At 48.8% G+C, this 23903-nt stretch carries 22 protein-coding genes and 1 tRNA gene; 18 read left to right on the top strand and 5 right to left on the bottom strand.

Translation table 11 applies throughout. The features are described from left to right. Positions 1–55: 55 nt before the first annotated feature. The 5 genes from HUU59_02530 to HUU59_02510 form a co-directional block, all read right to left on the bottom strand. On the bottom strand, positions 56–1267 hold the full coding sequence (locus HUU59_02530) for an aminotransferase class I/II-fold pyridoxal phosphate-dependent enzyme (protein NUO18306.1): 1212 nt from the start codon (positions 1265–1267) through the stop codon (positions 56–58). Between the two features lie 34 nt (positions 1268–1301). Continuing rightward, positions 1302–2960 (bottom strand): MFS transporter, encoded by a 1659-nt coding sequence (locus HUU59_02525; protein NUO18305.1) that lies wholly within the window; start codon positions 2958–2960, stop codon positions 1302–1304. Then, complete coding sequence (locus HUU59_02520; protein NUO18304.1) at positions 2957–3907, bottom strand: cobalamin-binding protein; 951 nt, start codon at positions 3905–3907, stop codon at positions 2957–2959. Before HUU59_02520 ends, HUU59_02525 begins: the two co-directional genes overlap by 4 nt. Next, positions 3907–5817 carry a 1,4-alpha-glucan branching protein GlgB gene (gene glgB / locus HUU59_02515; protein ID NUO18303.1) on the bottom strand — a complete coding sequence of 637 codons (1911 nt, stop codon included), beginning with the start codon at positions 5815–5817 and terminating at the stop codon, positions 3907–3909. The genes HUU59_02520 and glgB overlap by 1 nt, the downstream gene beginning before the upstream one ends. 143 nt (positions 5818–5960) lie before the next feature. Beyond that, a tRNA-Asn gene (locus tag HUU59_02510) sits at positions 5961–6032 on the bottom strand. Positions 6033–6274: 242 nt separating this feature from the next. On the opposite strand from HUU59_02510, the gene HUU59_02505 reads away from it, so the two are divergent. From HUU59_02505 to HUU59_02420, 18 genes are all read left to right on the top strand, one after another. Continuing rightward, positions 6275–6619 (top strand): histidine triad nucleotide-binding protein, encoded by a 345-nt coding sequence (locus HUU59_02505; protein ID NUO18302.1) that lies wholly within the window; start codon positions 6275–6277, stop codon positions 6617–6619. Between the two features lie 32 nt (positions 6620–6651). Then, the gene (locus HUU59_02500; GenBank protein NUO18301.1) at positions 6652–7065 is read left to right on the top strand and encodes a tetratricopeptide repeat protein; all 414 of its coding nucleotides are present in this window, start codon (positions 6652–6654) and stop codon (positions 7063–7065) included. A 146-nt stretch (positions 7066–7211) separates the two neighbouring features. Beyond that, on the top strand, positions 7212–8201 hold the full coding sequence (locus HUU59_02495) for an AAA family ATPase (protein NUO18300.1): 990 nt from the start codon (positions 7212–7214) through the stop codon (positions 8199–8201). A gap of 77 nt (positions 8202–8278) precedes the next feature. Next, on the top strand, positions 8279–9082 hold the full coding sequence (locus HUU59_02490; protein NUO18299.1) for a DUF58 domain-containing protein: 804 nt from the start codon (positions 8279–8281) through the stop codon (positions 9080–9082). Continuing rightward, positions 9079–9975 carry a hypothetical protein gene (locus HUU59_02485; GenBank protein NUO18298.1) on the top strand — a complete coding sequence of 299 codons (897 nt, stop codon included), beginning with the start codon at positions 9079–9081 and terminating at the stop codon, positions 9973–9975. The genes HUU59_02490 and HUU59_02485 overlap by 4 nt, the downstream gene beginning before the upstream one ends. After that, a complete protein-coding gene (locus HUU59_02480; GenBank protein ID NUO18297.1) occupies positions 9972–10955 on the top strand; it encodes a VWA domain-containing protein in 984 nt (327 codons plus the stop codon). The genes HUU59_02485 and HUU59_02480 overlap by 4 nt, the downstream gene beginning before the upstream one ends. Further along, complete coding sequence (locus HUU59_02475) at positions 10952–11995, top strand: VWA domain-containing protein (protein NUO18296.1); 1044 nt, start codon at positions 10952–10954, stop codon at positions 11993–11995. Before HUU59_02480 ends, HUU59_02475 begins: the two co-directional genes overlap by 4 nt. Then, positions 11992–12729 carry a tetratricopeptide repeat protein gene (locus HUU59_02470; GenBank protein ID NUO18295.1) on the top strand — a complete coding sequence of 246 codons (738 nt, stop codon included), beginning with the start codon at positions 11992–11994 and terminating at the stop codon, positions 12727–12729. The genes HUU59_02475 and HUU59_02470 overlap by 4 nt, the downstream gene beginning before the upstream one ends. Beyond that, positions 12729–14498, top strand: coding sequence for a protein BatD (locus tag HUU59_02465; protein NUO18294.1), 1770 nt, complete (start codon positions 12729–12731; stop codon positions 14496–14498). Before HUU59_02470 ends, HUU59_02465 begins: the two co-directional genes overlap by 1 nt. Continuing rightward, positions 14495–15229 carry a tetratricopeptide repeat protein gene (locus HUU59_02460; protein ID NUO18293.1) on the top strand — a complete coding sequence of 245 codons (735 nt, stop codon included), beginning with the start codon at positions 14495–14497 and terminating at the stop codon, positions 15227–15229. Before HUU59_02465 ends, HUU59_02460 begins: the two co-directional genes overlap by 4 nt. Continuing rightward, a complete protein-coding gene (locus tag HUU59_02455; protein NUO18292.1) occupies positions 15210–15827 on the top strand; it encodes an SPOR domain-containing protein in 618 nt (205 codons plus the stop codon). The genes HUU59_02460 and HUU59_02455 overlap by 20 nt, the downstream gene beginning before the upstream one ends. 83 nt (positions 15828–15910) lie before the next feature. Then, positions 15911–16954 (top strand): glycosyltransferase family 2 protein, encoded by a 1044-nt coding sequence (locus tag HUU59_02450; protein NUO18291.1) that lies wholly within the window; start codon positions 15911–15913, stop codon positions 16952–16954. Beyond that, positions 16951–19863, top strand: coding sequence for a DUF2723 domain-containing protein (locus HUU59_02445; GenBank protein NUO18290.1), 2913 nt, complete (start codon positions 16951–16953; stop codon positions 19861–19863). The genes HUU59_02450 and HUU59_02445 overlap by 4 nt, the downstream gene beginning before the upstream one ends. 61 nt (positions 19864–19924) lie before the next feature. Then, positions 19925–20668, top strand: coding sequence for a hypothetical protein (locus HUU59_02440; protein ID NUO18289.1), 744 nt, complete (start codon positions 19925–19927; stop codon positions 20666–20668). Positions 20669–20757: 89 nt separating this feature from the next. Continuing rightward, positions 20758–21219: a 5-(carboxyamino)imidazole ribonucleotide mutase gene (gene purE, locus HUU59_02435; protein ID NUO18288.1), complete on the top strand. Its 462-nt coding sequence runs from the start codon at positions 20758–20760 to the stop codon at positions 21217–21219. Then, positions 21216–21929 (top strand): polyprenol monophosphomannose synthase, encoded by a 714-nt coding sequence (locus HUU59_02430; GenBank protein ID NUO18287.1) that lies wholly within the window; start codon positions 21216–21218, stop codon positions 21927–21929. Before purE ends, HUU59_02430 begins: the two co-directional genes overlap by 4 nt. After that, positions 21930–22790, top strand: coding sequence for a glycosyltransferase family 2 protein (locus HUU59_02425; protein ID NUO18286.1), 861 nt, complete (start codon positions 21930–21932; stop codon positions 22788–22790). A gap of 80 nt (positions 22791–22870) precedes the next feature. Beyond that, positions 22871–23872 carry an acetyl-CoA carboxylase carboxyltransferase subunit alpha gene (locus tag HUU59_02420; protein NUO18285.1) on the top strand — a complete coding sequence of 334 codons (1002 nt, stop codon included), beginning with the start codon at positions 22871–22873 and terminating at the stop codon, positions 23870–23872. The last annotated feature ends 31 nt before the right edge of the window (positions 23873–23903 follow it).

Below are 23903 nucleotides of genomic sequence, written 5' to 3'. Positions count from 1 at the left end.
ATATGAAGCCCTTGCATCGCTGCAAGGGCTTTCTACATTCATGGTTAGGGCCGGTCTAAGCCGTAACTGCGGAGAATTGGGAGATGAATTGGCCGATCAGACCGTATGCCTTGCGAAGCGTGTCTTCAGGCGGCAAGAACACAATCCGGAAATGCTTTGTTCCAGGCCGCTGGCCAAATCCGGAGCCGTGGACTGTTACAACGCCGGTCGCTTTGATGAGCTCTTGCACAAACAATTCGTCCTCTTGTTCAATCTGCAGACGAGGGAACGCGTAAAATGCGCCGGTTGGTGCCACGCACGAGACACCCGGAATAGAGTTCAGCATGTCAACAGAAATATCGCGACGACGCGAAAGCTTCTGTTTCAGTATTTCCAAGTGAGATTGGTCTCCGTCCAATGCAGGTGCAATGGCGAACTGCTCGGGATGGTTTGCGGAGAGCCTTGCGCGAAGCAATTTGTTAACCGCCTCAACGTAATCGCTGACTCGTGACCTGTCACCGCTGATGATGCCCCATCCAATTCGGAACCCAGGTGCAACATACGCTTTTGAGAGTCCGTTAAATGTTACAATCGGGTGACTTTTGTCCAGTGAAGCGATCGAGACATGACGGCCTCCGTCGAGTATCAGCTTGTCATAGATTTCGTCCGCAAACACAACAAGAGAGTGTTTGCGAGCGAGCTCGAGAATTCCTTCCAGTGTTTTTCTATCGCAAACAGATCCGGTTGGATTATTCGGATTAATGAGAACTATAGCCCGCGTCTTGTTGTTAATCTTTGAAGCAATGTCGTCAAGATCAGGCTGCCACCCGTTGTCTTCGTCGAGATAATAAGGTACTTCCTGTGCCTCCAGCTTGGCCAGCAGAGCAGTGTACAGCGGGTAACCCGGGGTAGGTGTCAAAACATTCTCACCAGCATTTACAAGTGCTGATAGACATATGTCAATGGCCTCGCTCGCACCGGTTGTAACGAAAATGTCTTGAATGTTGGAAATGTTATTTCTCTCTGCGTCACGCGCAATTGCCGAAAGTGCTGCTGCAATCCCTGAAGACGGCGCATAACCGTTTCTATTCTCGCGCATTGCCTTTGCCGTCGCTTCTATGACGTGTTCAGGTGTTGCAAAATCGAACAGATTGGGGTCGCCGATATTAAGATAGAGCATTTCCTTGCCGGTCGCCGCTACTTGCTTTGCAAGAACAACTACGTCTCGAACGGCGTAGGTAACTCGTTCGGTTCTGATTGCGGGTTTGATGGATTTCATTACACTCATAAAGATCCAGCTCGTTAGTTGAAAATCCCTTTGGTCAAATGTCCTTTGATTGCCACTTATGCGCAAAGTGAGCGTAAATTGCGACACCTATGGCGGAAGCGATGCCTATTGCGGCGAATTGGTACCACAATTTGTAGGGATGATAGGTGTCCCACAACAGTTTAGTCACTTGCGCGGCATCCATATTACTAATCGTGCCCAAAAATGCTGTTGCTCCGGAACGAGAAATTCCCTCTCCCTGAACAAATGCTTCCGATACCGCGTTCACTGCTGCAAGCGAATCGATGCCTGCCGCTTGAGCCTTGTTGACTGCATCCTCAATACTAAGCGATTTGGTAAATCCAAAATTGCTTTCCAAGTACCTAAGCGCAAGATTTGCCTTGTCCCCCATTTTGTCGTAAACCTCACCGCCCATTAGCGAACCATAACTCCAGCCGATGGCAAGCGGAATATTCGCATAGCCCATGTAGAGAGCCTTCTGACCTTCCGGGGCAATCACTCCGAGATAGTCGTTCATTTTCGGGCTGGCCAGCATTTCTCCAATGCTAAACAACAGTATGCCCATCAAGCACAAGTATCCTGACATTGTGAAGCCGGCAGCCACCAGTCCGGCGGCCGATATGGTCATCCCAAGTAGAATGGATGTGAGACGACGCATTTTTGCCACCATGTAGGACACGAAGACAACAAAGAGAACTATCAGTCCCGAATTCGCGTTGATCATCCATTCTTGGGTGATCATTGTCCCCCGTGGCGTGACGTCGGTCATCCATGAGGGCAAATTAAGTGACTGTACAATCATTGAGCTATCCACCCAATCGACGATGAAATTGGGGAGTATGTCAAACAATTGCATGAACATGAGCCAGAAACCTGACATCAGCCATATAAACGCACCGACTCGCGTTGTCCGAATAATAAGCATTCCGAGCGAAACCAGAACCGTACCAACGCGAATTGATCCCGGCAACGGAAGAATAAAAGACAGGATGATAGTGCCGGCTGCAGCCGGAATCAGCCACCATGGCCTGACCATATTGACGCACGTGGTCTTGAAGATCGTCCACGGAGTTCCTGTCTGATCACCGCCTGCCTGAACCTCCTTATACGTCAGGAGCATCAAGTAATTCAGGCTAATGATTGCAGCGCATCCGTAGAAAACGGCCGGCCAAGATATCCCATAAAGAAAGTGCGCAAGCGGAGGCCCAAGGAAACCGCCGATATTTACCACCATATAGAACATGCCCCATCCGACCGAGGACGAATCCTTTGAAATCGACTGAACCAGTGTCCCTTGTATTCCAGGTTTAAAGATTGCAGTGCCAAGTGCCAGTACGCAGCACGCGAAGAGGAAAGGATAAAACTCCCGTTGGGTTGCCATCAAGAGATATCCCGCAATGTTAAGCGTAATACTTAATGCAATTGTACGTTTGTAACCGTACCTGTCGGCAAATCCTCCAGAAAACATTGGCACAAGTGATTGAACCAATGCCCAATAGAAGAATATTATTCCTTTCTGAATCTGCGTGAAATGCAGGCCGTTAATTTCGTCGGCTTGGGCAATGTAAATTGGAATGACCACGCGCACACCATAATAGGCGAGACGCTCGATCATCTCCATCACGTTTACCATCCAGAACGGGCGGCCAAACAGCGCAATTTGTCCGAACAGGTGCTGTGTTCTTGATTTCACTGCTTTTGCTTCATTTTGTGAAAGTCAGAAGTAATCTGCCTGTAGGCGTTCTCGATATCAGGAAAATCGAAAACAGCTGGATGGAGAATTTGAGCGAGAATTTCAGCAGAGTCGGCCAGTCGAGGACCGGGACGGTTGAAGTACGCATTGCCGTCTGCGGCATACACTGTGCCTCTCCGGAATGCGGGCAACGATTCCCAATCGTGTAATTGAACTACCCTTTCGAATTCATTCAAGGTTCTCAGAAGTGGAAAACCACAAGGCAGAAAAACGATTACATCCGGATTAGCGGCCACAATATCCTGAAAGGAAATGGTCGCGCTTCTGCCACCCGCATCATTGAGTAAGGACCTGCCGCCAGCGCACTCCACAAGCTCGGGCATCCAATTCCCTGAAATCATGATTGGATCCAACCATTCAATGCAAACAACACTTCTCTTCGGAAAGGAATATGTCCGTTTGCGAATGCGCTCAAGTCTTTTTCGCAATGCTGCGCACAATTCGAACGCTGCGCTTTCCTTCCGAATAGCCCTTGCCACTTCCAAAATGTCATCGTAGAGACCTGACAAATGTGACATTTCCAAATTCAGGAGCAAGGGGCTACCGTCAAACTCCTTGCTGCCAAGAAATTCTAGGTCACTTGGGCTCACCGCGCAAACTTCGCACTGCGTTTGAGTGATGATTACATTCGGCCGCAGCGACTTGAGCAAAGATTCATCTACTTGATACAGGGAGACACCGCTCGCAGAAAATTGTCTGACCTGCTCATCGATTTCACTGCTTTCAAGATTCGGGTCTATAAGGGTCCTTGTGCATCGTGGACGGTTCAGAATATGTTCCGGATAATCACATTCATGACTAATGCCGACGAGGTTTCGTTCGGCGCCAAGCGCGCACACAATCTCCGTGGCACTTGCAGTTAATGTGACTATTCGGAGTTCAGACATTACTTGCTTTGATGCGGCTTCGGGCTTCTAAGAAACACGGCTCCCAAAGGCGGTATGGTTAAATGAATAGAATGCTTATGACCATGTGAAGGTTCGTCGACCGTGTTTACTCCCCCTAAGTTTCCAACACCGGATCCCCAGTAACTCACAGCATCGGAATTCAGACATTCGTGCCAATGGCCGGCCATCGGAACGCCAATTTTGTAATCGTACCTCACTACCGGTGTGAAGTTCAGTGCGACCAGAATCTGAGAATCGTACTCCTCTCCCTTTCGAATGAATATGAATACAGATTGATCGCTATCGTGGCAATCAATCCATTCGAATCCGACTTGATCAAACTCAATCTTGTGCAAAGCCGGCTCGCTTGCGTACAAATGATTCAGATCCTTGATCCATCGCTGCATTCCGGCATGCGAATCAAAGTCAAGCAAGTTCCAGTCCAGGGAGTCATCATGGTTCCATTCGCGCCACTGTGCAAATTCTCCTCCCATGAATAAAAGCTTCTTCCCCGGCATTCCCCACATATAAGCATAGAGCAGTCTTAGATTCGCGAACTTCTGCCACATGTCACCGCTCATTTTGTTCAGGAGCGATCCTTTGCCGTGAACGACTTCATCGTGGGACAGCGGCAAAACGAAATTCTCTGTCCATGCGTAAAGCATTCTGAAGGTCAGCAGATGATGATGGTACTTCCTGAATATCGGATCCAGCCGCATGTATTCAAGTGTGTCATGCATCCATCCCATATCCCACTTCATCCGAAATCCCAGACCTCCAATGTACGGAGGCCGAGATACCATTGGCCAAGATGTGCTTTCCTCTGCAATCGAAATTGTGCCAGGGAACGCGGTACCGACTTCGTGATTGAGCCTCTTCAGAAATTCAATGGCATCGATATTTTCCTTCCCGCCGTACTTGTTAGGAATCCACTCACCGTGCTTTCGTGAGTAGTCAAGGTACAGCATTGACGCGACTCCGTCAACACGTAAACCATCAGCATGGTAAACGTCAAGCCAATAGAAGGCTGAACTAATCAGGAAGCTCCTCACCTCATCTCTGCCATAATTAAAGATGAAACTGCCCCAGTCGGGGTGGAAGCCCTGCCGCCGATCGGCATGTTCAAAAACGAACGTGCCATCAAAGTATCCCAGTGAAAACTCATCTGTAGCGAAATGAGACGGAACCCAGTCCAGAATGACTCCGATTTCATTCAAGTGCAGCTGGTCTATGAGATACATCAAGTCTTGCGGCGTCCCGTAGCGTGCTGATGGGGCGAAGTAAGAACTCGTCTGGTATCCCCATGAACCATAATACGGATGTTCCATGACTGGCAGGAACTCCACGTGCGTAAACCCATTCTCTTTCAAGTACCGGATTAGGCGTGGTGCAAGCTCTCTGTAATGAAGTGACCGGTTTCCATCGTGCCTTACCCTGTCCCAGCTGCCAAGATGCATTTCATAAATGCTGATGGGTGCGCGGTCCGCATTTCGATCCGCCCGGTTTTTCATCCATGATTGATCGTGCCAAGCATACGAATTGTCATGGACAATCGCCGCAGACTTTGGCGGCATTTCCGTCCTGAAAGCGAAAGGATCGGTCTTGTCAACTTCATAGCGGGAGACCCGAGACCAAATGTGATATTTGTATGCATCGCCTGCCTTAAGTCCGTCAACAAATGTGTGCCAGATGCCGCTTGATTCAATTTGAGTCATCGGTGTTCTGTCCGGGTTCCATCCGTTGAAATCCCCGATCAACGATACACTTCGAGCATCTGGTGCCCAAACGGCAAAGGATACCCCGTGGCGTCCATCTTGATGTCCCAAATGTGCACCCAGCTTCTGGTATAGCCGGAAATGGCTACCTTCATTAAACAAGTATCGATCGTGTGGTGTTATTTGAGTGGACATCGTTAGACCTGTGGTAGGCTTCTATCCTAGTCAATATAGAGGGAAATTTGCTGAACTTCAAGCACAAAAACGGACTAATTCATCCATAATCACTTGGTTAATAACAAAAAAATGGCCGTCAAACTTAGTTTGACGGCCATCGGCTCCGGAGGAGGGATTCGAACCCCCGACCTAGTGGTTAACAGCCACCCGCTCTACCGCTGAGCTACTCCGGAAAGAAGCACGAATCTAATGATTTTCCCTGAACTTGTCAAGAACACATTTTGCTGGCAAGCTTCAAATTTGGGCTAAGGGCTTGAATATTTTCGCAACTAGCCCTATATTGAAGCGATGCTTATAAAACAACCGAGGTGATACATGGGACGTAACAAGACTATCATGAAGCGGCACCACAGAAGCAAGAAGCGCCGCGTGAAAGCAAAAATCAAGGCGAGTAAAGCTGCTTCAAAGAGTTAGTATGCCAGAGACCATTTTTGGCAGAATAATCGCGGGTGAAATTCCGGCAGATAAGTTATTGGAAAACGAAGATTTAATTGCAATACGTGACATTAATCCTCAGGCTCCTGTTCATCTGCTAATTATACCCAAGAAGAACATTGTCGGTGTTTCGGATTCATCTTCTGAGGATACAGTTCTGCTTGGGAAGCTTATCAGCGCGGCAAGGGAGTTGGCAGTACAAACAGGAATTTCGAGCAGCGGGTATCGAATTGTCATCAATAACGGTGAGTCTGCAGGTCAATCTGTCCCCCATTTGCATGTTCATCTCCTTGGAGGCCGGGAGTTTCGCTGGCCGCCCGGTTAACTGTAAGCTATTGTAAATAAGAGGTTTTTCAAATGCTGCGATATTTGATTCGTGGAAGTATTCTCACGGGGCTAGCGCTGACCCTGCTCAGCTTGGGATGCAAGTCGGGACCAACAGATCAGGAACTTTTTGAAAGAGCAAATACTGCTCAAGGTCAAAGTGACTTCCCAACAGCAATCAAGGCGTATGAAGAGCTGGTCCAGCGATATCCCAAGTCGGACTATGCTCCAAAGTGTCAATTTATGGTGGGTTACCTTTATGCGAATCACTTGAAAGACACAGAGAAGGCCCGGGCGGCTTACCAGGCATTCATTCGTAACTATCCTGATGACAGTCTCGTCAAGGACGCCCAGTGGGAGCTTGACCACCTTGGTCAGGACGTAAATGAGATAGATGAGTTAAATAAGCTGATTGGCACGCCTGACTCTGCTGCAAAGCAAGGATGAGCGAAAATCGCGTTTTGTTGTGCCACATAGATCCCCGAGAGGGGGTCTAATTTTTTGTGCACACGGGAACCTACAGTGGCACAACTGTGTTTACTGACTGATAATTCGAAATATTGTACCTAAAAACATAGAAAGCAATAACTTGCATGGATGCAGATATTCGAGAATTGACGCTCAGAGTAGAGCGGGAGGCTGAACTTGCGGACAGAATACTCGCCGAAGCTGGGAAAGTTGTTGTAGGTCAGAAATACATGTTAGAGCGGCTCCTGATTGGACTCTTCAGCAATGGGCATGTGCTGCTCGAAGGAGTCCCCGGCTTGGCCAAAACTCTGACGATCAAGACTCTTTCCTCCACTGTCAACGCACAGTTTCAACGCATCCAATTTACGCCTGACTTATTGCCGGCCGACCTTGTTGGAACGCTTGTGTACAACCAGAAGGACGGAGCTTTTACGACGAAGAAGGGCCCCGTTTTCACAAATTTCGTGCTTGCTGACGAAATTAACAGGGCGCCGGCGAAGGTTCAATCCGCTTTGCTCGAGGCAATGCAGGAACAGCAGGTGACGATTGGAGATTCCACTTACCCGCTGCCACAGCCCTTTCTCGTACTCGCCACTCAGAACCCCATCGAGCAAGAGGGAACATACCCTTTGCCCGAGGCGCAGGTTGATCGTTTTATGCTGAAGGTCACTGTGGACTATCCTCGCAGGGAAGAAGAGGCGAGAATAATGCGGACTTTTTCCAGAAGTGCACAGCCGTCAATTAATCCAGTGGCAACTACCGCCGAGCTGATCCGCATCCGGGCCTTGGTGGAGTCCATTTACGTCGACCCGAAGATTGAAGAGTATGTGCTGGATCTAGTGTTTACAAGTCGCCATCCGGACAAACACAAACTCCCTGAACTCAAACCACTGATTCAATACGGCGCCTCGCCGCGAGCCTCGATTTTCCTTCTCAAGGCTGCACGTGCTCACGCGTTCTTGCGGCACCGAGGATACGTCGTACCAGAAGATATTCGTGCAATTGGTATGGATGTTCTGCGACATCGCATCGGGGTAACTTATGAGGCGGAAGCTGAAGAAATTAACAGCGAGTCGATCGTAGAGAAGATTTTCGGTGCAGTTGAGGTACCGTAAACGTGCTTGAAACACGCGAAATAGTCAAGAAGGTCCGCCAAATTGAAATCAAGACGCGCGGGCTGGTAAACGAAGTCATGTCTGGAGAGTACCATGCGGTGTTCAAAGGACGGGGTATGAATTTCTCCGAAGTTCGCGAGTATCAAATCGGTGATGACGTCCGAACCATTGACTGGAATGTCTCTGCACGAACTGGAAAGCCGCATGTAAAGCTGTTCGAAGAAGAGAGGGAGCTGGTCGTCATGCTGATGTGTGATGTTTCTAGCTCGTCGCTGTTCGGATCTGGACGTTCGCTTAAGATGGAAATCGCCGCCGAGCTTGCCGCTGTGCTATCGTTTTCCGCGATTAAGAATAACGACAAAGTCGGACTGCTGCTCTTTACCGATCACGTCGAGAAATTTGTCGCTCCGCGCAAAGGGAGATCGCATATACTCCGGATTCTTCGTGAATTGATAACTTTTGAACCAAAAAGATGCGGCACAAGCCTGTCTCAAGCGCTTGAGTACATGCTGAATATCACGAAAAAGAGAGCGATTGTTTTCTTGATTTCTGATTTCATTGACGACGGGTACGCCAAACCTTTGAGAATCTGTGCGCGAAAGCACGATCTCCTCGCACTTCACTTGATTGATCCGCGTGAATATGTATGGCCGGACCTCGGTTTGGTGAAACTGCATGACGCAGAGTCTGGAAAGCCGCTATGGGTTGACAGTTCATCGAAGCAAGGGAAGCGCGAACTCTTTGGTCAGTTTATGCGATGGCAGGATTCTGTCAAGCAGAATATTCAAAGATCCGGCGCTGATTACATGCAGCTCGATGTTTCGGAAGATTATGTTCGCAGTCTTGTCACGATGTTCAAGAGACGGGAACTGAGAAGGTGAGTCAGATTTCGAAGTTGTTGGCTGCTTTCCTCATCTTCGCGTTTCTCGTACAAACTGGATTCGCGCTTCAGTCTTTGAAAATAGGTGATCCGTTTCACTATTCAGTAAATGTTCCAGAAGCTGATAGTGTGGTCGTAATTGAACCTGCTGATGCAAGAATTAGAATCTTGCCATATGACCAATTGTCTAAGCGCGATGGAAAGTTTGAATTTTCCGCGGCGTCATATGACACAGGTGTTATTCAAGTTCCGCCATTCACACTACTCTTGCTAAAGAACGGGCAGGTTATTGATTCCGTCGTAACTGAAGATCGTGAGATAATAGTTGAGGCAATTCTGCCTGATACGGCATTGACTCCGCGGCCGATCAAGCCTTTTGAAAGCCACCCGCTTCGATTTGCGGATGTCGTGCGAGAATTCTGGCCTTGGGCTCTATTCGGAATCCTGGCACTTGGTGTCTTGTACGTTTGGCGCAAGTACTTTCGAAACAAGCAGGCAATTTCGGCAGTGCCTTCAGTTCTTGAATTGCCGCCCTCGGAGATCGCCATTCGTGAGCTAATTGCCTTTCGGGACAAGAAGTATCCTGAACGCGGCATGCTGAAAGAGCATTATAGCGAATTTTCGGAGATTCTCCGCCGCTACATGGAGCGATCGTGGAGTTTCCCTGCTTTGGAAATGACAACCTTTGAACTCGCACATGAATTAAAGCGTGAAGACCTGCCTAGCTGCCTTTACGAGGAACTGTTGCCGGCGTTGCGGGAAGCAGATCTTGTCAAGTTCGCAAAGGAAGTTCCTACGCTTTCTTCTGCCAATCTGATTGTGGATCTGGGCTTTAGAATAATCGAGATGACGAAACCGCACGCAGAATCAGTCGTGAATGACGAAGTGAAATGAACTTTGCGAATCCCGAATTCTTCTGGTTGCTGCTAATTCTGCCAGTTTTAGCCTACATAAACTTCTTTCGTGAAAGAGAGAGGCTGACAGATTTCAGATTTCCAACTCTGGTGCATGTTTCAGCGCTTGCAAAGACTTTTCGCGTCAAAACCCGGCACATTCCGTTCCTTTTGCGGTCCCTGGCCTTGATTTTACTTACAGTTGCGCTTGCCAGACCGCAAGAATTTGACAGCGAAAGCAAACGGTCGATTGAAGGTATAGACATTGTTCTTTGCATTGATATTTCAACGTCAATGGATGCGGAGGATCTGAAACCTGACCGCCTTGAAGCCGCCAAACGCGTCGCCGCCCAATTCGTCGAAAAACGCGATCATGACCGAATCGGAATCGTACCGTTTGCAGCACAGAGTTTTACGCAAGTGCCTCTAACAACCGACCATAAAGTTGTATTGAGCCTTCTGAGCCAGATCCAAATGAGAATGGTTGAAGATGGAACGGCAATTGGAATGGCACTGGCCACTGCGGCTAATCGTCTCAGAGAGTCGGACGCGAAGTCAAAGGTAGTCATACTTCTCACTGATGGGCAGAATAACCGTGGCGAAATAGACCCTGTGACGGCCGCTCAAGCGGCAAAAGCCCTTGGCATAAGAATTTATTCAATTGGCGTTGGCACACGTGGAATGGCTCCATATCCGATCGAAACCGTGTTCGGAAAACGGTACCAAAACGTGCAAGTGAACATTGACGAAGAAATGCTAAAGCAAATAGCCACGGAGACAGGTGGGCGTTACTACCGAGCGACGGACGAAGCGACCCTATCTCACATTTATGACGAGATCGACAGGCTCGAGCGAACGAAGATTCAAGTTGAGGAGTACAAAGAGACCGCAGAGTTGTTCGGTCCATGGCTATCAACTGCTCTCTTTTGCCTTGTGCTCGAGGCGATTCTTGGTCTGACTTGGTACAGGAAGCTGCCATGATCAAGTTTGAATCCCCTGAGCTTCTTTGGCTACTCCTGCTTGTACCGGTCGTCTTGGTTGGCTGGATTGTTTTGTTGCGAAGAAGTCAGAAGGATGCGCAAAGAGTTGTTCCAAGTCCGAATCTGATTCGAGTCGCGTACGGACAGTCGGAAACCAGAAAATGGTTGCGGATGTCAATATGGTTGCTCGCCTTCTCACTTCTTATTATTGCCGTGGCACGGCCGCAGATAGGAACAAGGCTCGAAGAGATAAAGCGCGAAGGAGTCGACGTATTGATTGCGGTTGACCTTTCTTTCAGCATGTTGAGCGAGGATTTTTCACCCTCTAGACTTGAGAGCGCGAAGTTTGCCATACAGAAGTTTGTGAATGGCCTCAACGGGGATCGTGTTGGCTTGATAGCATTTGCAGGGAGCGCTGTTTATCATTGCCCGTTGACCACGGACTATGGCGCTGTAAAGCTGCTCAATCGTGTATTGTCGCCTTCGATTGTACCTGAACCGGGCACGGCAGTAGCTGACGCAATTCGCATGGCGATCCAAACTTTTGACGAGCACGCGGAGTCGAAAAGCAAGGTTCTAATTATCATCACTGACGGAGAAGATCACGAAGATGCGGCAATAGACGCCGCGTCTGAAGCTAACGCTTCCGGCATAAAAGTCTACACGATAGGAATGGGCACTCCAAATGGGTCACCGATACCGTTGATCGACGCTGCCGGTCGACGCGCCGGATACAAGAAAGACCAGAACGGGCAAGTGATTGTATCACAACTGAATGAAACGCATTTGGCAGAAATAGCAGAGGCAGGGGGGGGAGTGTATCAGCGCGCTAACCCCGGCGGCAAGGAACTTGACTTGATTTGGGAAAACCTAAGCGAGATGGAGAAAACCGAGTTTGGGCAAATGCAGTTCGCGGGTTACGAAGATCGATTCGCGTACTTTGCAATTCCTGCACTCTTTCTATTAGTCCTTGAGTTCCTGATTGGGGAGCGTATCGGCCAATTCTCTGGATTTGTCTTTAAGCCGAGGAGGGCAAAGTGACAGTTGCTTTCGCAATAGTAATGTTGCTTGCTGAAATCGTTATTGCGGGATTGCCCTCTCGTGAAGTAAGTAAAGGTAATGAGTCTGCACTTGCCGGGCAGTCGGATCAAGCACAGTATCACTATGTAAAGGCCCTCGAATTTGGTGCCGATACTTCTATCGTGATGTATAATCTTGGCAATGTGATGTACAATTCCGGAGAGTATGATCGAGCAGTTAAAGTATATGGCGCTGCATTGGACTCATCAAGATCTCATGATCAGTTGCGCAACACTTTCTATAATTTGGGCAACTCACACCTTCAAGCTCAGAAGTATGATGAAGCCATAGCCTCGTATATTGAAGCACTTCGCCATGATCCTACCGATATGGATGCAAAGCAGAATCTTGAATTGGCGTTGAAATTGAGACGCGAGTCACAGAATCAGCAAGAAAAGCAGGATCAGAATCAGCAAGAGAAGAGTGACGATCAGAAGCAGGAACAGAATAACGAATCACAGAACAATAAACAGGATGATAAGCAGCCGCAGCAAGATCAGGATCAAGCGCAGCAAAACGAACAGCAACCTGCTGATTCGAACCAAAGTTCGCCTGAACCTGTGCCGCAGCAGCAAATGTCAAAGGAAGAAGCTGAGCAATTGCTTAACGCCCTTTTGCAGGATGAACAGAACACACTTGAACATGTAAGGAAAGCTAAAGTTGCCCAACGCAAGAAGCGTGTAAAGGATTGGTAATGTTCTACGCGGCACTCACTCTACTGTTGTTGGCATCAAATGTATGGGCCCAAATTGAGTTTAGGGCGAATGCGAGTGCATCTTCGATTGCGGCCGGTCAAACTTTTGAAGTTACATTTACGATTATCGGCGCGGCAACGGGTGTTCCAACGCCTCAGCCAAAGGAATTCTCAAATCTGGATCTTGTCGGCGGACCATCCACATCGACGCAAACAAGCATAGTCAACGGGAGAGTTTCCTCCGAAAAGAGCTTCACATATTATTTTCGGGCAAATTCACCCGGCAAGGCCGTAATCGGAGCCGTGCAGGCGAACATAAAAGGCAGAATCTACACCACTGCACCCATTGAGATACAAGTCACGCCCGCAGGCGAGCGTGCGCGTGGGGGCCAGCGTGAAGAAGTTTTCATCCAGGTCGTTCCGGATAAGCGCGAGGCATTTGTTGGCGAAGAGATTGTTCTGACTTACAAACTCTATTTCGCAACTTCTGTTTATGCGCCTGAATTCAAGGAATTGCCGAAGACACCCGGGTTCTGGATGGAAGAATTCGACATGCCATCTCAGCTTGTGCCACGGGATGAAGTCGTTGACGGTCAAAGTTACAAGTCGGTTGTCATTCGCAAGGTTGCGTTGTTCGGTACTACGTCTGGAGAATTGACGGTTGATCCGTTAACTGCAGTTGTTCAAGTTGAACGAAGACAGGGCTCACGCGGACGCACCAATGATCCTTTCAACGACCCCTTTTTCAGTTTTGGAAGGCGAAGAGAATCGGTTGAAGTCTCATGCCGTTCATTAACCCTGCGCATAAAGCCTTTGCCTGATGATGGAAAGCCAGTCGGTGACATTGCCGTTGGTCGGTATTCAGTTTCGGCGAGGCTTGACAAGAACCAGTGTGAAACTAATGATGCTGTGACATTGTCGATTCTTGTCCGGGGTACTGGGAATATTAAGACGCTACCGATTCCAAAAGTGAGGATTCCAACCGACTTTGAAGTGTTTGACCCTAAGACTGTTGATCAGATCAAACGTGGACCTGATCACATAAGCGGCAGCAAAACCTATGAGTATGTAATCATTCCCCGTGCCGCCGGGTCACAAATTATTCCTCCTGTTTCGCTTACATTTTTTGATCCTGAAACTCGAAGATACGAGGAAGTGTCTTCTCCAGAGTTACGATTGGAGGTTCAACGTGGAGCAAACAGGGTAAGCGATAATTCCTTACCGGTCGCAAGTAAACGAGAAGTTCAATCCATCGGTCAAGACATAGCCTATGTGAAGAACTCTATTGGTACACTCACAATCGCTGATCGCTTGCCGCACAATACTTCGGGCTTCTGGATCGGATTGGCAAGTCCATGGGTATTGCTTGCAGGCGCTGTATTTGCCGTCCGCCGTCGCGAGAGGTTCGGTCAAACTTCAGGTGCGCGGAGACAGAAACTACTGAAGTCATTGCGCACTAAATTGACCACGGCGGAAGAGGCAATGGTGGGGAGGAAACAAGTCGACGCAACAAGAATCGTTTCGGATGCAGTAACTGCGATTGCCCGTGAGTGGACTGGAATAAAAAGTCCTACTGCTACGATCGAGGAGTTTGCGCTTGCCTGGCACGAGCATGGTCTCCCCGATTCACTGTGGGTGGCTCTTGTCAATGCAAAGGAGACCTGCGAGCGAATGAGGTTTGCCGGTGGTACGACAGTTTCTGCGGAGTTAGGATCGGCAATTGGAGAATTGAAGAAAGTGTGCATGGAGTTGGAGGGGAACGGAAAGTGAAACTGGCACTTGTGTTGGTCCTTCTCATGTGCAAGTCTGTACTTGCTAACACAGTATTTGAAGCGGGACTGCTGGCATACAATAAGGAGGACTGGACAGGCGCAATTCAACAGTGGGAGAGTATTACGGCTTCCGGACAGACTAGTGCATCTGTTGAGTATAATCTTGGGAATGCTTATTTTCGACTAGGTAATATTGAACGCGCAATTCTGCATTACGAGCGTTCGCTCAAACTAAATCCCGGTGACGATGACGCAATCAAGAATCTGGCGCTTGCGAATCGAGGCATAGTTGATCAGATTGCGACCGCGCCGAAACTTGGTGTTTGGAGCTACTTGATATCAGTTCGAGATTATTTTTCGCTAGGATTGTTGAGAACTTTGTTGATTGTCTCGAACGCCTGTCTGGCGGTTATCGTTGGAGTTATAATTTATGCCAACGACAGAGTACGTGAAATCGCCAATCGAGCTGTGCTTTTGTTTGCCGGATTGGCGGTTATTGTCCTTTTTCTTTATTCCTGGCGCAGCAGTGCACTGACGAACCCTTACGCGATTGTAATGGTCGAGAAAACGGATGTATACTCGAGTCCATCTGAGAATTCTACTCAACTTTTCTCGTTGCATGCCGGCACCAAGGTTTCAATAGGTGAGAAGCTTTCTGCCTGGACAGAGATACAGCTCACTGATGGTCGAAAGGGTTGGATAGCCAGTGATGATGTTGAGACTATTTGAGAGAATCGTGTTGAGCATTCCAGTTGTAATGACTGTGATTGCCATGTTTGGCGTCACAAGCTGTGGTTCAACCCGGTCTGTACTTCATCGTCCGTCCGGAGCAGCAACTTCAATTGATTCGACACTTTTACTAATTGATCCGTGGTCACTCGGACCGGATGTGTTTCAACAGGATACGTTTGGAAACTATCCGAATCCACAGGCTGACGTTGAAAGCAGATTAGGTGCTGAAACGATAATAGGTGCAAGAGGCGTTGCTTCAGATTCTACTGGTGTTCAGAGTCGTGGCGATGGAAAACTGGTTGTAACAGACTCAGTATTGAACGTTTCCCAAGCGGCTGTCTTGCCAGCAATAGAGACGCCATCTGTGTCTTATTTCACTGTTCAGCTGGGTACATTCCTTGACCGCGATAAGGCTGATGAATTCTGTGCCCGTGCGAACGCTGTGCTCGGGATAACAGGAAAGATTTTAAGTGACTGGCCATTCTTCAGGATCAGATTTGGCGAATTCTTAAGCAGAGAATCTGCGGATTCCTTGTACCGAGTAGCTATGGCTGGCGGATTCTATGATGCACGCGTCCTAAAAATTACCAATTAGTCAATCCAATTGACTGCTTTCTGCGGCTTGACATTCCCTCGGATATTCCTTATTTTTTTACATTTCCCGCCAAATGGGGGCAAATGACCCCGCGCCCGCTTGTCACCATCATAATCTTAAATTACAACGGGTTAAAGTTCCTTCCAAGATGTCTCGAAAGCCTTGGAAAGACAGTATATGCACCCGTTGAAATAGTAGTAGCGGACAATGGATCGAGTGACGGCAGCCTTGAATACGTCCGCAAACAACATCCTGACGTCAGAGTACTCGAATTCGGGACTAACTACGGCTACAGTGGTGCGTATAACCGTGCAATTCACGTAGTCAGTGGTAAGTATTGTGTTTTATTGAACTTCGATGTCGAAGTAGAGCCTGGTTGGCTGGATGATGCGATTGAGTTCATGGAGCAAGACTCCTCGATTGCGGCGGCGCAACCCAAGCTTAAGCAGTATCAAGATCACGATCGCTTTGAATACTCTGGCGGATCTGGCGGATTCTTGGATGCTTACGGCTTTCCATTCGTCCGGGGCAGGATTTTTGATGAAACGGAGCCGGACAGTGGGCAGTATGATGATCCCGTTGAGGTGTTTTGGGCAACTGGAGCATCTCTTATCGTCAGACGTGAGACTTTCCTCAAGGTCGGGGGGCTTGACGAGGACTTCTTCATGCACATGGAAGAACTCGACTTGTGTTGGCGAATTTGGCTAAATGGCCAGAGAATTGTTGTGGTACCCAAGGGGGTAGTGTATCATTGGGCCGGTGCCGCGCTGTCTGCTGATCGAGTGCGCAAGATGTATCTGAACCATCGGAACAGCCTTGCCATGATGATCAAGAATTATGGGCTGCGAAATCTTTGCTTCAGACTGCCCGTCCGGTTATTACTCGATTGGGTCGCTTTTTTTGTGTCTCCCTTCAAAGGCGAACCAAAGAGGTCCTTGGCAATAATGTGGGCTCATGCTTACATCTTGGCTGCAATTCCGCGAATCCTTCAGAAGAGAAGGGGAGTGCAGGCTGAACGAATTGTCAGTGATGAAGACCTTCAACATGTCATTTTGCCAATTTCAATTGTGTATCGCTATTACGTTCGGAAGCAGAAGACGTACACTCAATTAAGAAAGAACTCGTGAAATTAGATACGAAGTGGTGGTTCGCCGCCGCCGTTTTTGCAATATCGCTGGTGGTCTATTCGTTGACCATGGCGGACACCGTCTCGTTTTGGGACTGTGGTGAATTTGCTGCTTGTTCTTATACCTTGTCTGTTCCGCATCCACCGGGCTCACCGTTGTTTCTACTTGTCGGCCGGGTGTTCTCGATGGTTCCGATTTCTTCGGACATTGCTGTCCGTGTGACCTGGATGTCCGTTCTCTCAAGCGCATTTGCTATTCTTCTGGCTTTCTTGATCATCGTACGCTTGATTCGAATATTCCGTGGACGCGAGGAGTCTGAGATTGACAAACTCCTTGTTTACGGTGGTGCCATGATAGGCTCGCTGACTCTCGCGTTTTCGTATTCGATGTGGTTTAATGCAGTAGAGTCTGAAGTTTATGCAATGAGCCAGTTGCTGACACATCTGGTGGTCTGGCTGATTCTGGTTTGGCATGAAAAGGCAGATGAGCCGGGTAACGAACGCTTGCTGCTGTTGATCGGTTATGTTGTTGGGCTTGCGACTGGTGTCCATTTGCTCATGATCCTCGCAATTCCCGCGCTGGCATTGGTGATGTACTTCCGCCGCCGCCAGTTCGAGTTGAAAAGTTTTGTCGGCTTGATTGTAGCTACGGGACTTGTGTTCATACTGGTTTATCCCGGAGTCGTGAAGTGGCTGCCAGCCCTCGCAAGCAGATTTGAAAGTCTTTATGCTCCTCTTATTGTCGTATTGTTGCTTGGCGGAATATTCTGGTGGGCAGTCAAGGAACGTCATGGCATAATAGGTACGGCCATGGCCGGTCTCTTATTGGTCATTATCGGTTATTCAACTTACACGATGATTTACATTCGGTCGGGGTTGAATCCGCCGATCGATGAGAATGATCCTGAGACACCGGCAGCGTTTCTAAGCTATCTTAATCGCGAGCAGTACGGTGACAGGGCAATGTTTCCCCGAGTCTGGAAGGGAAATCCTGCATATTCAAGCGAATGGGATTTCTTCTGGGACTATCAGATCAACAAAATGTTCAATAGGTATCTATTGTGGCAGTTTGTTGGTCGTGAAGGTGCGCCGCAGCAGGAGTTTCAGGATGCTGGGGTAGATCCGAAGTATTCCATTCTAAGCTTGTTGAGTTCAAGCCCTGCTGGCATATTGAGGTGGCTGGCGATTCTGACCTGCGCTCCCTTACTACTTGGATTTTGGGGTTTCTTTCACCAATACGGACGGGATCGCAACGGGTGGCTGGTCGTCGCGACCATTTTCTTCATGACCGGCTATGCCATTATCCTGTATTTGAATCAGGATGATCCTCAGCCGCGTGAGCGGGACTACTCCTATGTGGGCGCGTTTTTCGCATTCGCGTTGTGGATAGGATTTGGTGCATATGCAGCTTTGGAATGGGTGTCCAAGAAGCTGAAAGGCTCAAAGCAGGCCGTCATCGGTGCATTGGCACTTCTCTTGATCCTAAGTCCGGGTATACTGCTGGCTCGCAATTACTCCATGAACGACCGTTCAGGCAACGCAGTCGCGTGGGATTACAGCTACAATACATTGATGTCGTGTGCGCCAAACGGAATTTTATTCACGAATGGCGACAATGATACATTTCCTGTATGGTACCTGCAGGAAGTCGAAGGTGTCCGGAAGGATGTTCGAATTGTCAATCTGAGCTTGTTAAATACTGGGTGGTACATAAAGCAGCTTCGTGACCGCGAACCGAAAGTGCCAATCTCGTTTAACGATACGTATATTGACCGGTACATTGATGGTCAAGATGCACAGGCGTTGCTTTCGAGGTACTGGCCGGCGGAAAAACGTCGAGTCGAGCTCAATACACCGCAAGGCAGAATGTCTTGGGATGTGCCGGGCGCAATGTATATTCAGTACAAGCAAGGCGAGTCGAGAGAACCCAACTTCCTTAGGGTTCAGGATCAGATGATTCTGGATATTCTTCGTACGAACTATGATCCTGCGAAAACTGCTAACCCGCGTCCGATTTACTTTTCGGTTACAGTTGCCAATACGAACATGATTGGTTTGCGGGATTATCTGAGCATGGAAGGACTTGTATTCCGGGTTTCTCCAGGTGGCAGTGGCCGAGGAATTGACCATGAAAAGCTGAGAGAGAACATCCTTGTCGTTTTCAAGGACCATTTCCGTGGAATTGATGATCCTTCGGTTCATTTTGATGACAATGTTTCCAAGCTGCTGCAGAACTACCGGTCAGCATTCCTTCAACTTGCCTATCATTACCGATCGACTCCGGATCCGGCAGGTTTCCAGCCACGACAGTTTTCGTCACTTTCAGAGCAACTCGCGAACTTTGATCAGCTTTCCAATCGCGACAAGGCGCTAGCATTAATGCGAAGAATGGATGAACTGATTCCAGAATCGGTTCGACCGATTTCAAATGTCGAATTGTCTCTTCAAATAGGGCGAATGTTTAGCGATCTGGGTGACACGGAGGAGCTTCGGCGCAGGCTCGATTGGGCTGAGCAGCGCAGCGACTTACCATTTGACGCAAGACTGCGAATTGCCGGTTCTTACGCAGGTCAACTGAAGGACAAAGCTCGGGCTGCGGAAATTGCACGCGCATCGCTTGGTGAGAATCCGACTGCCGAGCAGCTTTATTCCGCCGGATCCACAATGTATGGCTCGGAAGCATTTGACATGGCAGCTGAGTTCTTTGAACGGGTTATGCAACTTGATCCGCGTAACGGTCAAGCCGTGGGCGGTTTGCTTCAAAGCTACGAGCGCCTTGGTCAAACTGAGAAGGCAATTACATTACTCGAGAACTGGCTGGTGACTACACCAAATGACGCGAGTGCGCGTCGACGGCTTGAAGATTTGCGCGGTCGTGTCGCTGTTCGTGACACGAATTCCGCGCAGTAGCTCTTAACAAATTAGCAATTACTAAGCAACCTTAGCAACCTTTGGAATCCGGAGGCAGAGAATGAACCGACTAATGGGACTCTTGTGCATCGCAGCTTTGTTGACACTGTCGGTCACGACGTCAAGTCTCGCGTACGACAGCCCGCGAAAGTATGGTGTGCAGTTGGGTGGAGGCTTTGGCATTTATGACATGGGCGATGTATCGCTCGGCACTGATTATCTGTTGGGACTGCGTCCCGGCAATACTGCTTCGACCAGCGATGGCGGGCCGATGGGCAATATCGCGATTATTTATCGCCCTGCCCGTCACCAAATGTGGGAAGTGGGGTACAACCCGCTGTTTGACGTTGAGAATCTGGTTGAGAACGCCGCCGGTGATTCCAGTGGACAGATTCTGATGCATGGAAATGAATTCTATGCAAAGGCAGTGATTGTAACGTATCCGGCCGAACGCCTTAACCTGAACTTCGGTGTCGGCATTGCCTACTACAATACTGAGCTTCAAGTTCAAGACGATTTTACACGTCGATTCTATTACGATGCGGTCGGCCGTGCTTTCGGTCTTGTCGGATCACTCGGTATCGAGCTGGGACTGAGTGAACGACTTGGTCTTTACCTCGGTGGAGGTGGGAGATTGGTAAACTCGAATAACTTTACCTACGAATCATCACCCGGCGTCCGGTCAGGCGTTTCCGTCCTTGGCGGCAGCCGGCCGATGGAAGTGAATTTGACAGGTGGTTACGGCCAACTTGGTCTGCGTATGTACTTCGACAAGGTCACAAAGCCGATTGACTTCAGTCGCTAATCTGACTTATTGTATTCCGGAAAACTGACCATCCTGGCTGCACGGCAGGGTGGTCTTTTTCCTAATATGACCAATAAACTGGAATTCTTATGGCCACAGATATTTTGATCCTGCTTGGATCCGAAAGCGATCGCGAACAGTTTGACGATACGGCAAAGTATGCTGAGTTTTTCGGACTGACTTGGTCCTTGGAAGTAATCTCAGCACACAGGAATCCTGACCGACTCGTAAATAGGATTGCCGAAGCAGAGCAGCAAGGAACAGAGGTGTTAATCGCCTGCGCCGGGATGGCTGCCCATCTCGCGGGTGCGTGCGCCGCGCATTCCGTACTTCCGGTTATCGGAGTGCCCGGTGCGGGATCCACACTGGGTGGATTGGACGCACTGCTTTCCACTGTTCAGATGCCTGCCGGAGTGCCGGTAGCCACGGTTGCAATTGGAAAAGCGGGCGCACGCAATGCTGTCATTCTCGCAGCGCAAATCCTTGCGGTCAAGCAGCCTGAAATCAGAGAGAAGTTGCGCGATTTCAAAAAGGCCGGAGCTCGATTGTGAGAGCTCTTGTCATCATCCCAACCTACAACGAGAAAGAAGGGATCGAAGCAATCATTCGCGCCGTGCTCGATCAGAACCTTGGTGTTGATGTACTAATTGTGGATGATAACTCTCCCGACGGGACTGGACAAATTGTGCGAAATCTGCAGGCGAATCTCGCTGGTCTGCATCTAATTGAGCGCCCCGGGAAAATGGGATTAGGTACTGCCTACGTAACTGGCTTCAAGTATGCAATTGAAAACGATTATGATGCAGTGTTTGAAATGGATGCAGATTTCTCCCATGATCCGCTTGTCTTACCTCAGTTCCTTGAGAAAATCCGAGATCACGACTTTGTTCTTGGCTCCCGGTATGTAAACGGGATATCTGTCGTAAACTGGCCGCTTTCCCGGCTTATGTTGAGCTACTTCGCCTCGTACTATACAAGGTGGATAACGGGCATGCCTATCAAGGACCCGACCGGAGGGTTCAAATGTTTTCGGACCTCAACGCTAAAAGCCATTGATCTTGACGGTGTCAAGTCAAACGGTTACAGCTTCCAAATCGAAATGAATTTTAAGGCGTGGAAGAAGGGCTTCAAATATGTCGAGATCCCGATTATCTTTGTTGATCGGAGAGCCGGCCACTCTAAAATGTCGAAGGCAATTGTTCGCGAAGCCGTTTGGATGGTGTGGAAACTCCGACTGAAATCCATGTTTGGCAGACTTTAGATGATTGCGCGTAAATGCGTGTCAGTTGTGGTGGTCTCTTACAATTCGGAATCGACGATTTCGGCGTGCATCAGCTCGGTGTTTGATACTTCAATTGATTTGATAGATTCATTCATTGTCGTTGACAATGCATCATCAGATCGTACATGCGATGTCATCAGGAAGAACTCTAATGGCATTCGGCTGATCGAAAATAAAGTGAACCAAGGCTTCGGTCGCGCTTGCAACTCTGGTGCCGATGAGAGCAATTCAGAGTTCATACTGTTTCTAAATCCAGACGCAACTGTTGACCGAGACACGATACTAAACTTGGTCTGCTTTCTTGACTCCAGATCAGCGGCGGGATGCTGCGGTCCGCTTATTCGAAACGGCAAAGGTGTGCCGGACCCGGCCTGCCGAAGGGGATTCCCGACTCCTCTAAATGCTCTTGGTAAACTGTTCTTTCTTGAAAAGCTGTTTACCAGAAGCCGGGGCATATCGGGTTACAGCTTGCCCTGGCTCGGATTCAATCGTGAGGCACTTGTCGACTGCATTTCGGGAGCATGCATTTTGATTCGCAGGTCTGATTTTGACAGAATCGGTGGTTTTGACGAGCAGTTCTTTTTGTTTGGCGAAGATGTTGATCTATGCAAGAGAATTTCGCTCGTCGGCCGTGAAGTATGGTTTGTTCCATCAGCACGGATTACGCACATCGGCGGTCACAGTATGAGTCAAGTAAGAGACACTGCAAACTACGAGTTTTATCGTGCGATGAGAATTTACATGTCTAAGCACTGGAGACACCTTCCTCCGCCCGCATTTGATCTGATCGACAAGGGAATTGGCTTTCGCGCCTGGCTGGAGAAATACATTGGACACTAACTTGTTCTGTCTGTTAAGCCCTAACACGGAGGACGGTCATGAGTAGCCATGCTGTTCAAGACAAGTCTCGCACTGGCTCAATGTCTCAAAACGGTACAGCTCAAGCAAAGCAAGGCTTCGCTTCCGGCTTTGTTCTTGAATTTGAGAAACCAATAGTTGAGCTTGAAAACAAGATCGCGGAAATGAGGGCGCTTGCCGAAAGTTCCGGCATGGGCAATTTGTCCGTCGAGATCGATCGCATGCAAAAGAAGGCGCTGAAAATGCGCGAGGAAGTGTTTTCCAAGCTTTCTCGCTGGCAAAAAGTGCAATTGGCACGGCATCCTCGACGGCCTTATACATTGGACTATATCGAACGGATTTGCTCTCAATTCATGGAGCTTCATGGTGATCGTTGCTTTGCTGACGATCATGCATTGATTTCAGGAATTGGTGAAATTGATGGAAGCAGCTTTCTTATCATGGGCCACCAAAAGGGCCGTGGCACTAAAGAGAACATATTCCGGAATTTTGGGATGGCGAATCCTGAAGGCTACCGAAAAGCGATACGTCACTTGGCACTCGCTCAGAAGTTCAGGTTGCCTGTAGTGACTTTCATTGACACTCCGGGCGCGTATCCCGGACTTGGTGCAGAGGAGCGTGGCCAAGCTGAGGCGATAGCACGAAGTCTTTATGAAATGTCAAGATTGGGAGTTCCGATTGTAACATTCGTTATTGGAGAAGGTGGGTCCGGAGGCGCCCTTGCTATCTCCATTGCTGATAGAATTTTTATGCTGGAGTATTCGATCTACTCAGTCATTTCACCGGAAGGTTGCGCGTCAATACTTTACAGAGATGCCGGTCAGGCGCCTCAAGCGGCTGAGGCCCTCAAGTTGACGGCAGATGACTTGCTTGAACTGGGTATCATCGATGGAATAATACCGGAACCTCCTGGCGGCGCACACGAAAACTTTGATGAGATCGCCGCGCGAGTCAAGGAGCGAATTCTAACAACATTGCCGGAACTCTCTTCCGAATCTCGCGAGAAACTGTTGGAAGCTCGACACAAAAAGTATGAGCGAATTGGCTTCTTCCTCGAATCTTGAGCGTCAATTCTAAAACACACACATCTCGGAT

Source organism: bacterium (genome assembly GCA_013360195.1).
Taxonomy (GTDB): domain Bacteria; phylum Electryoneota; class RPQS01; order RPQS01; family RPQS01; genus JABWCQ01.
The sequence above is the reverse complement of the archived record's forward strand: the minus strand, read 5'-3'. Positions and strand labels throughout refer to the sequence as shown.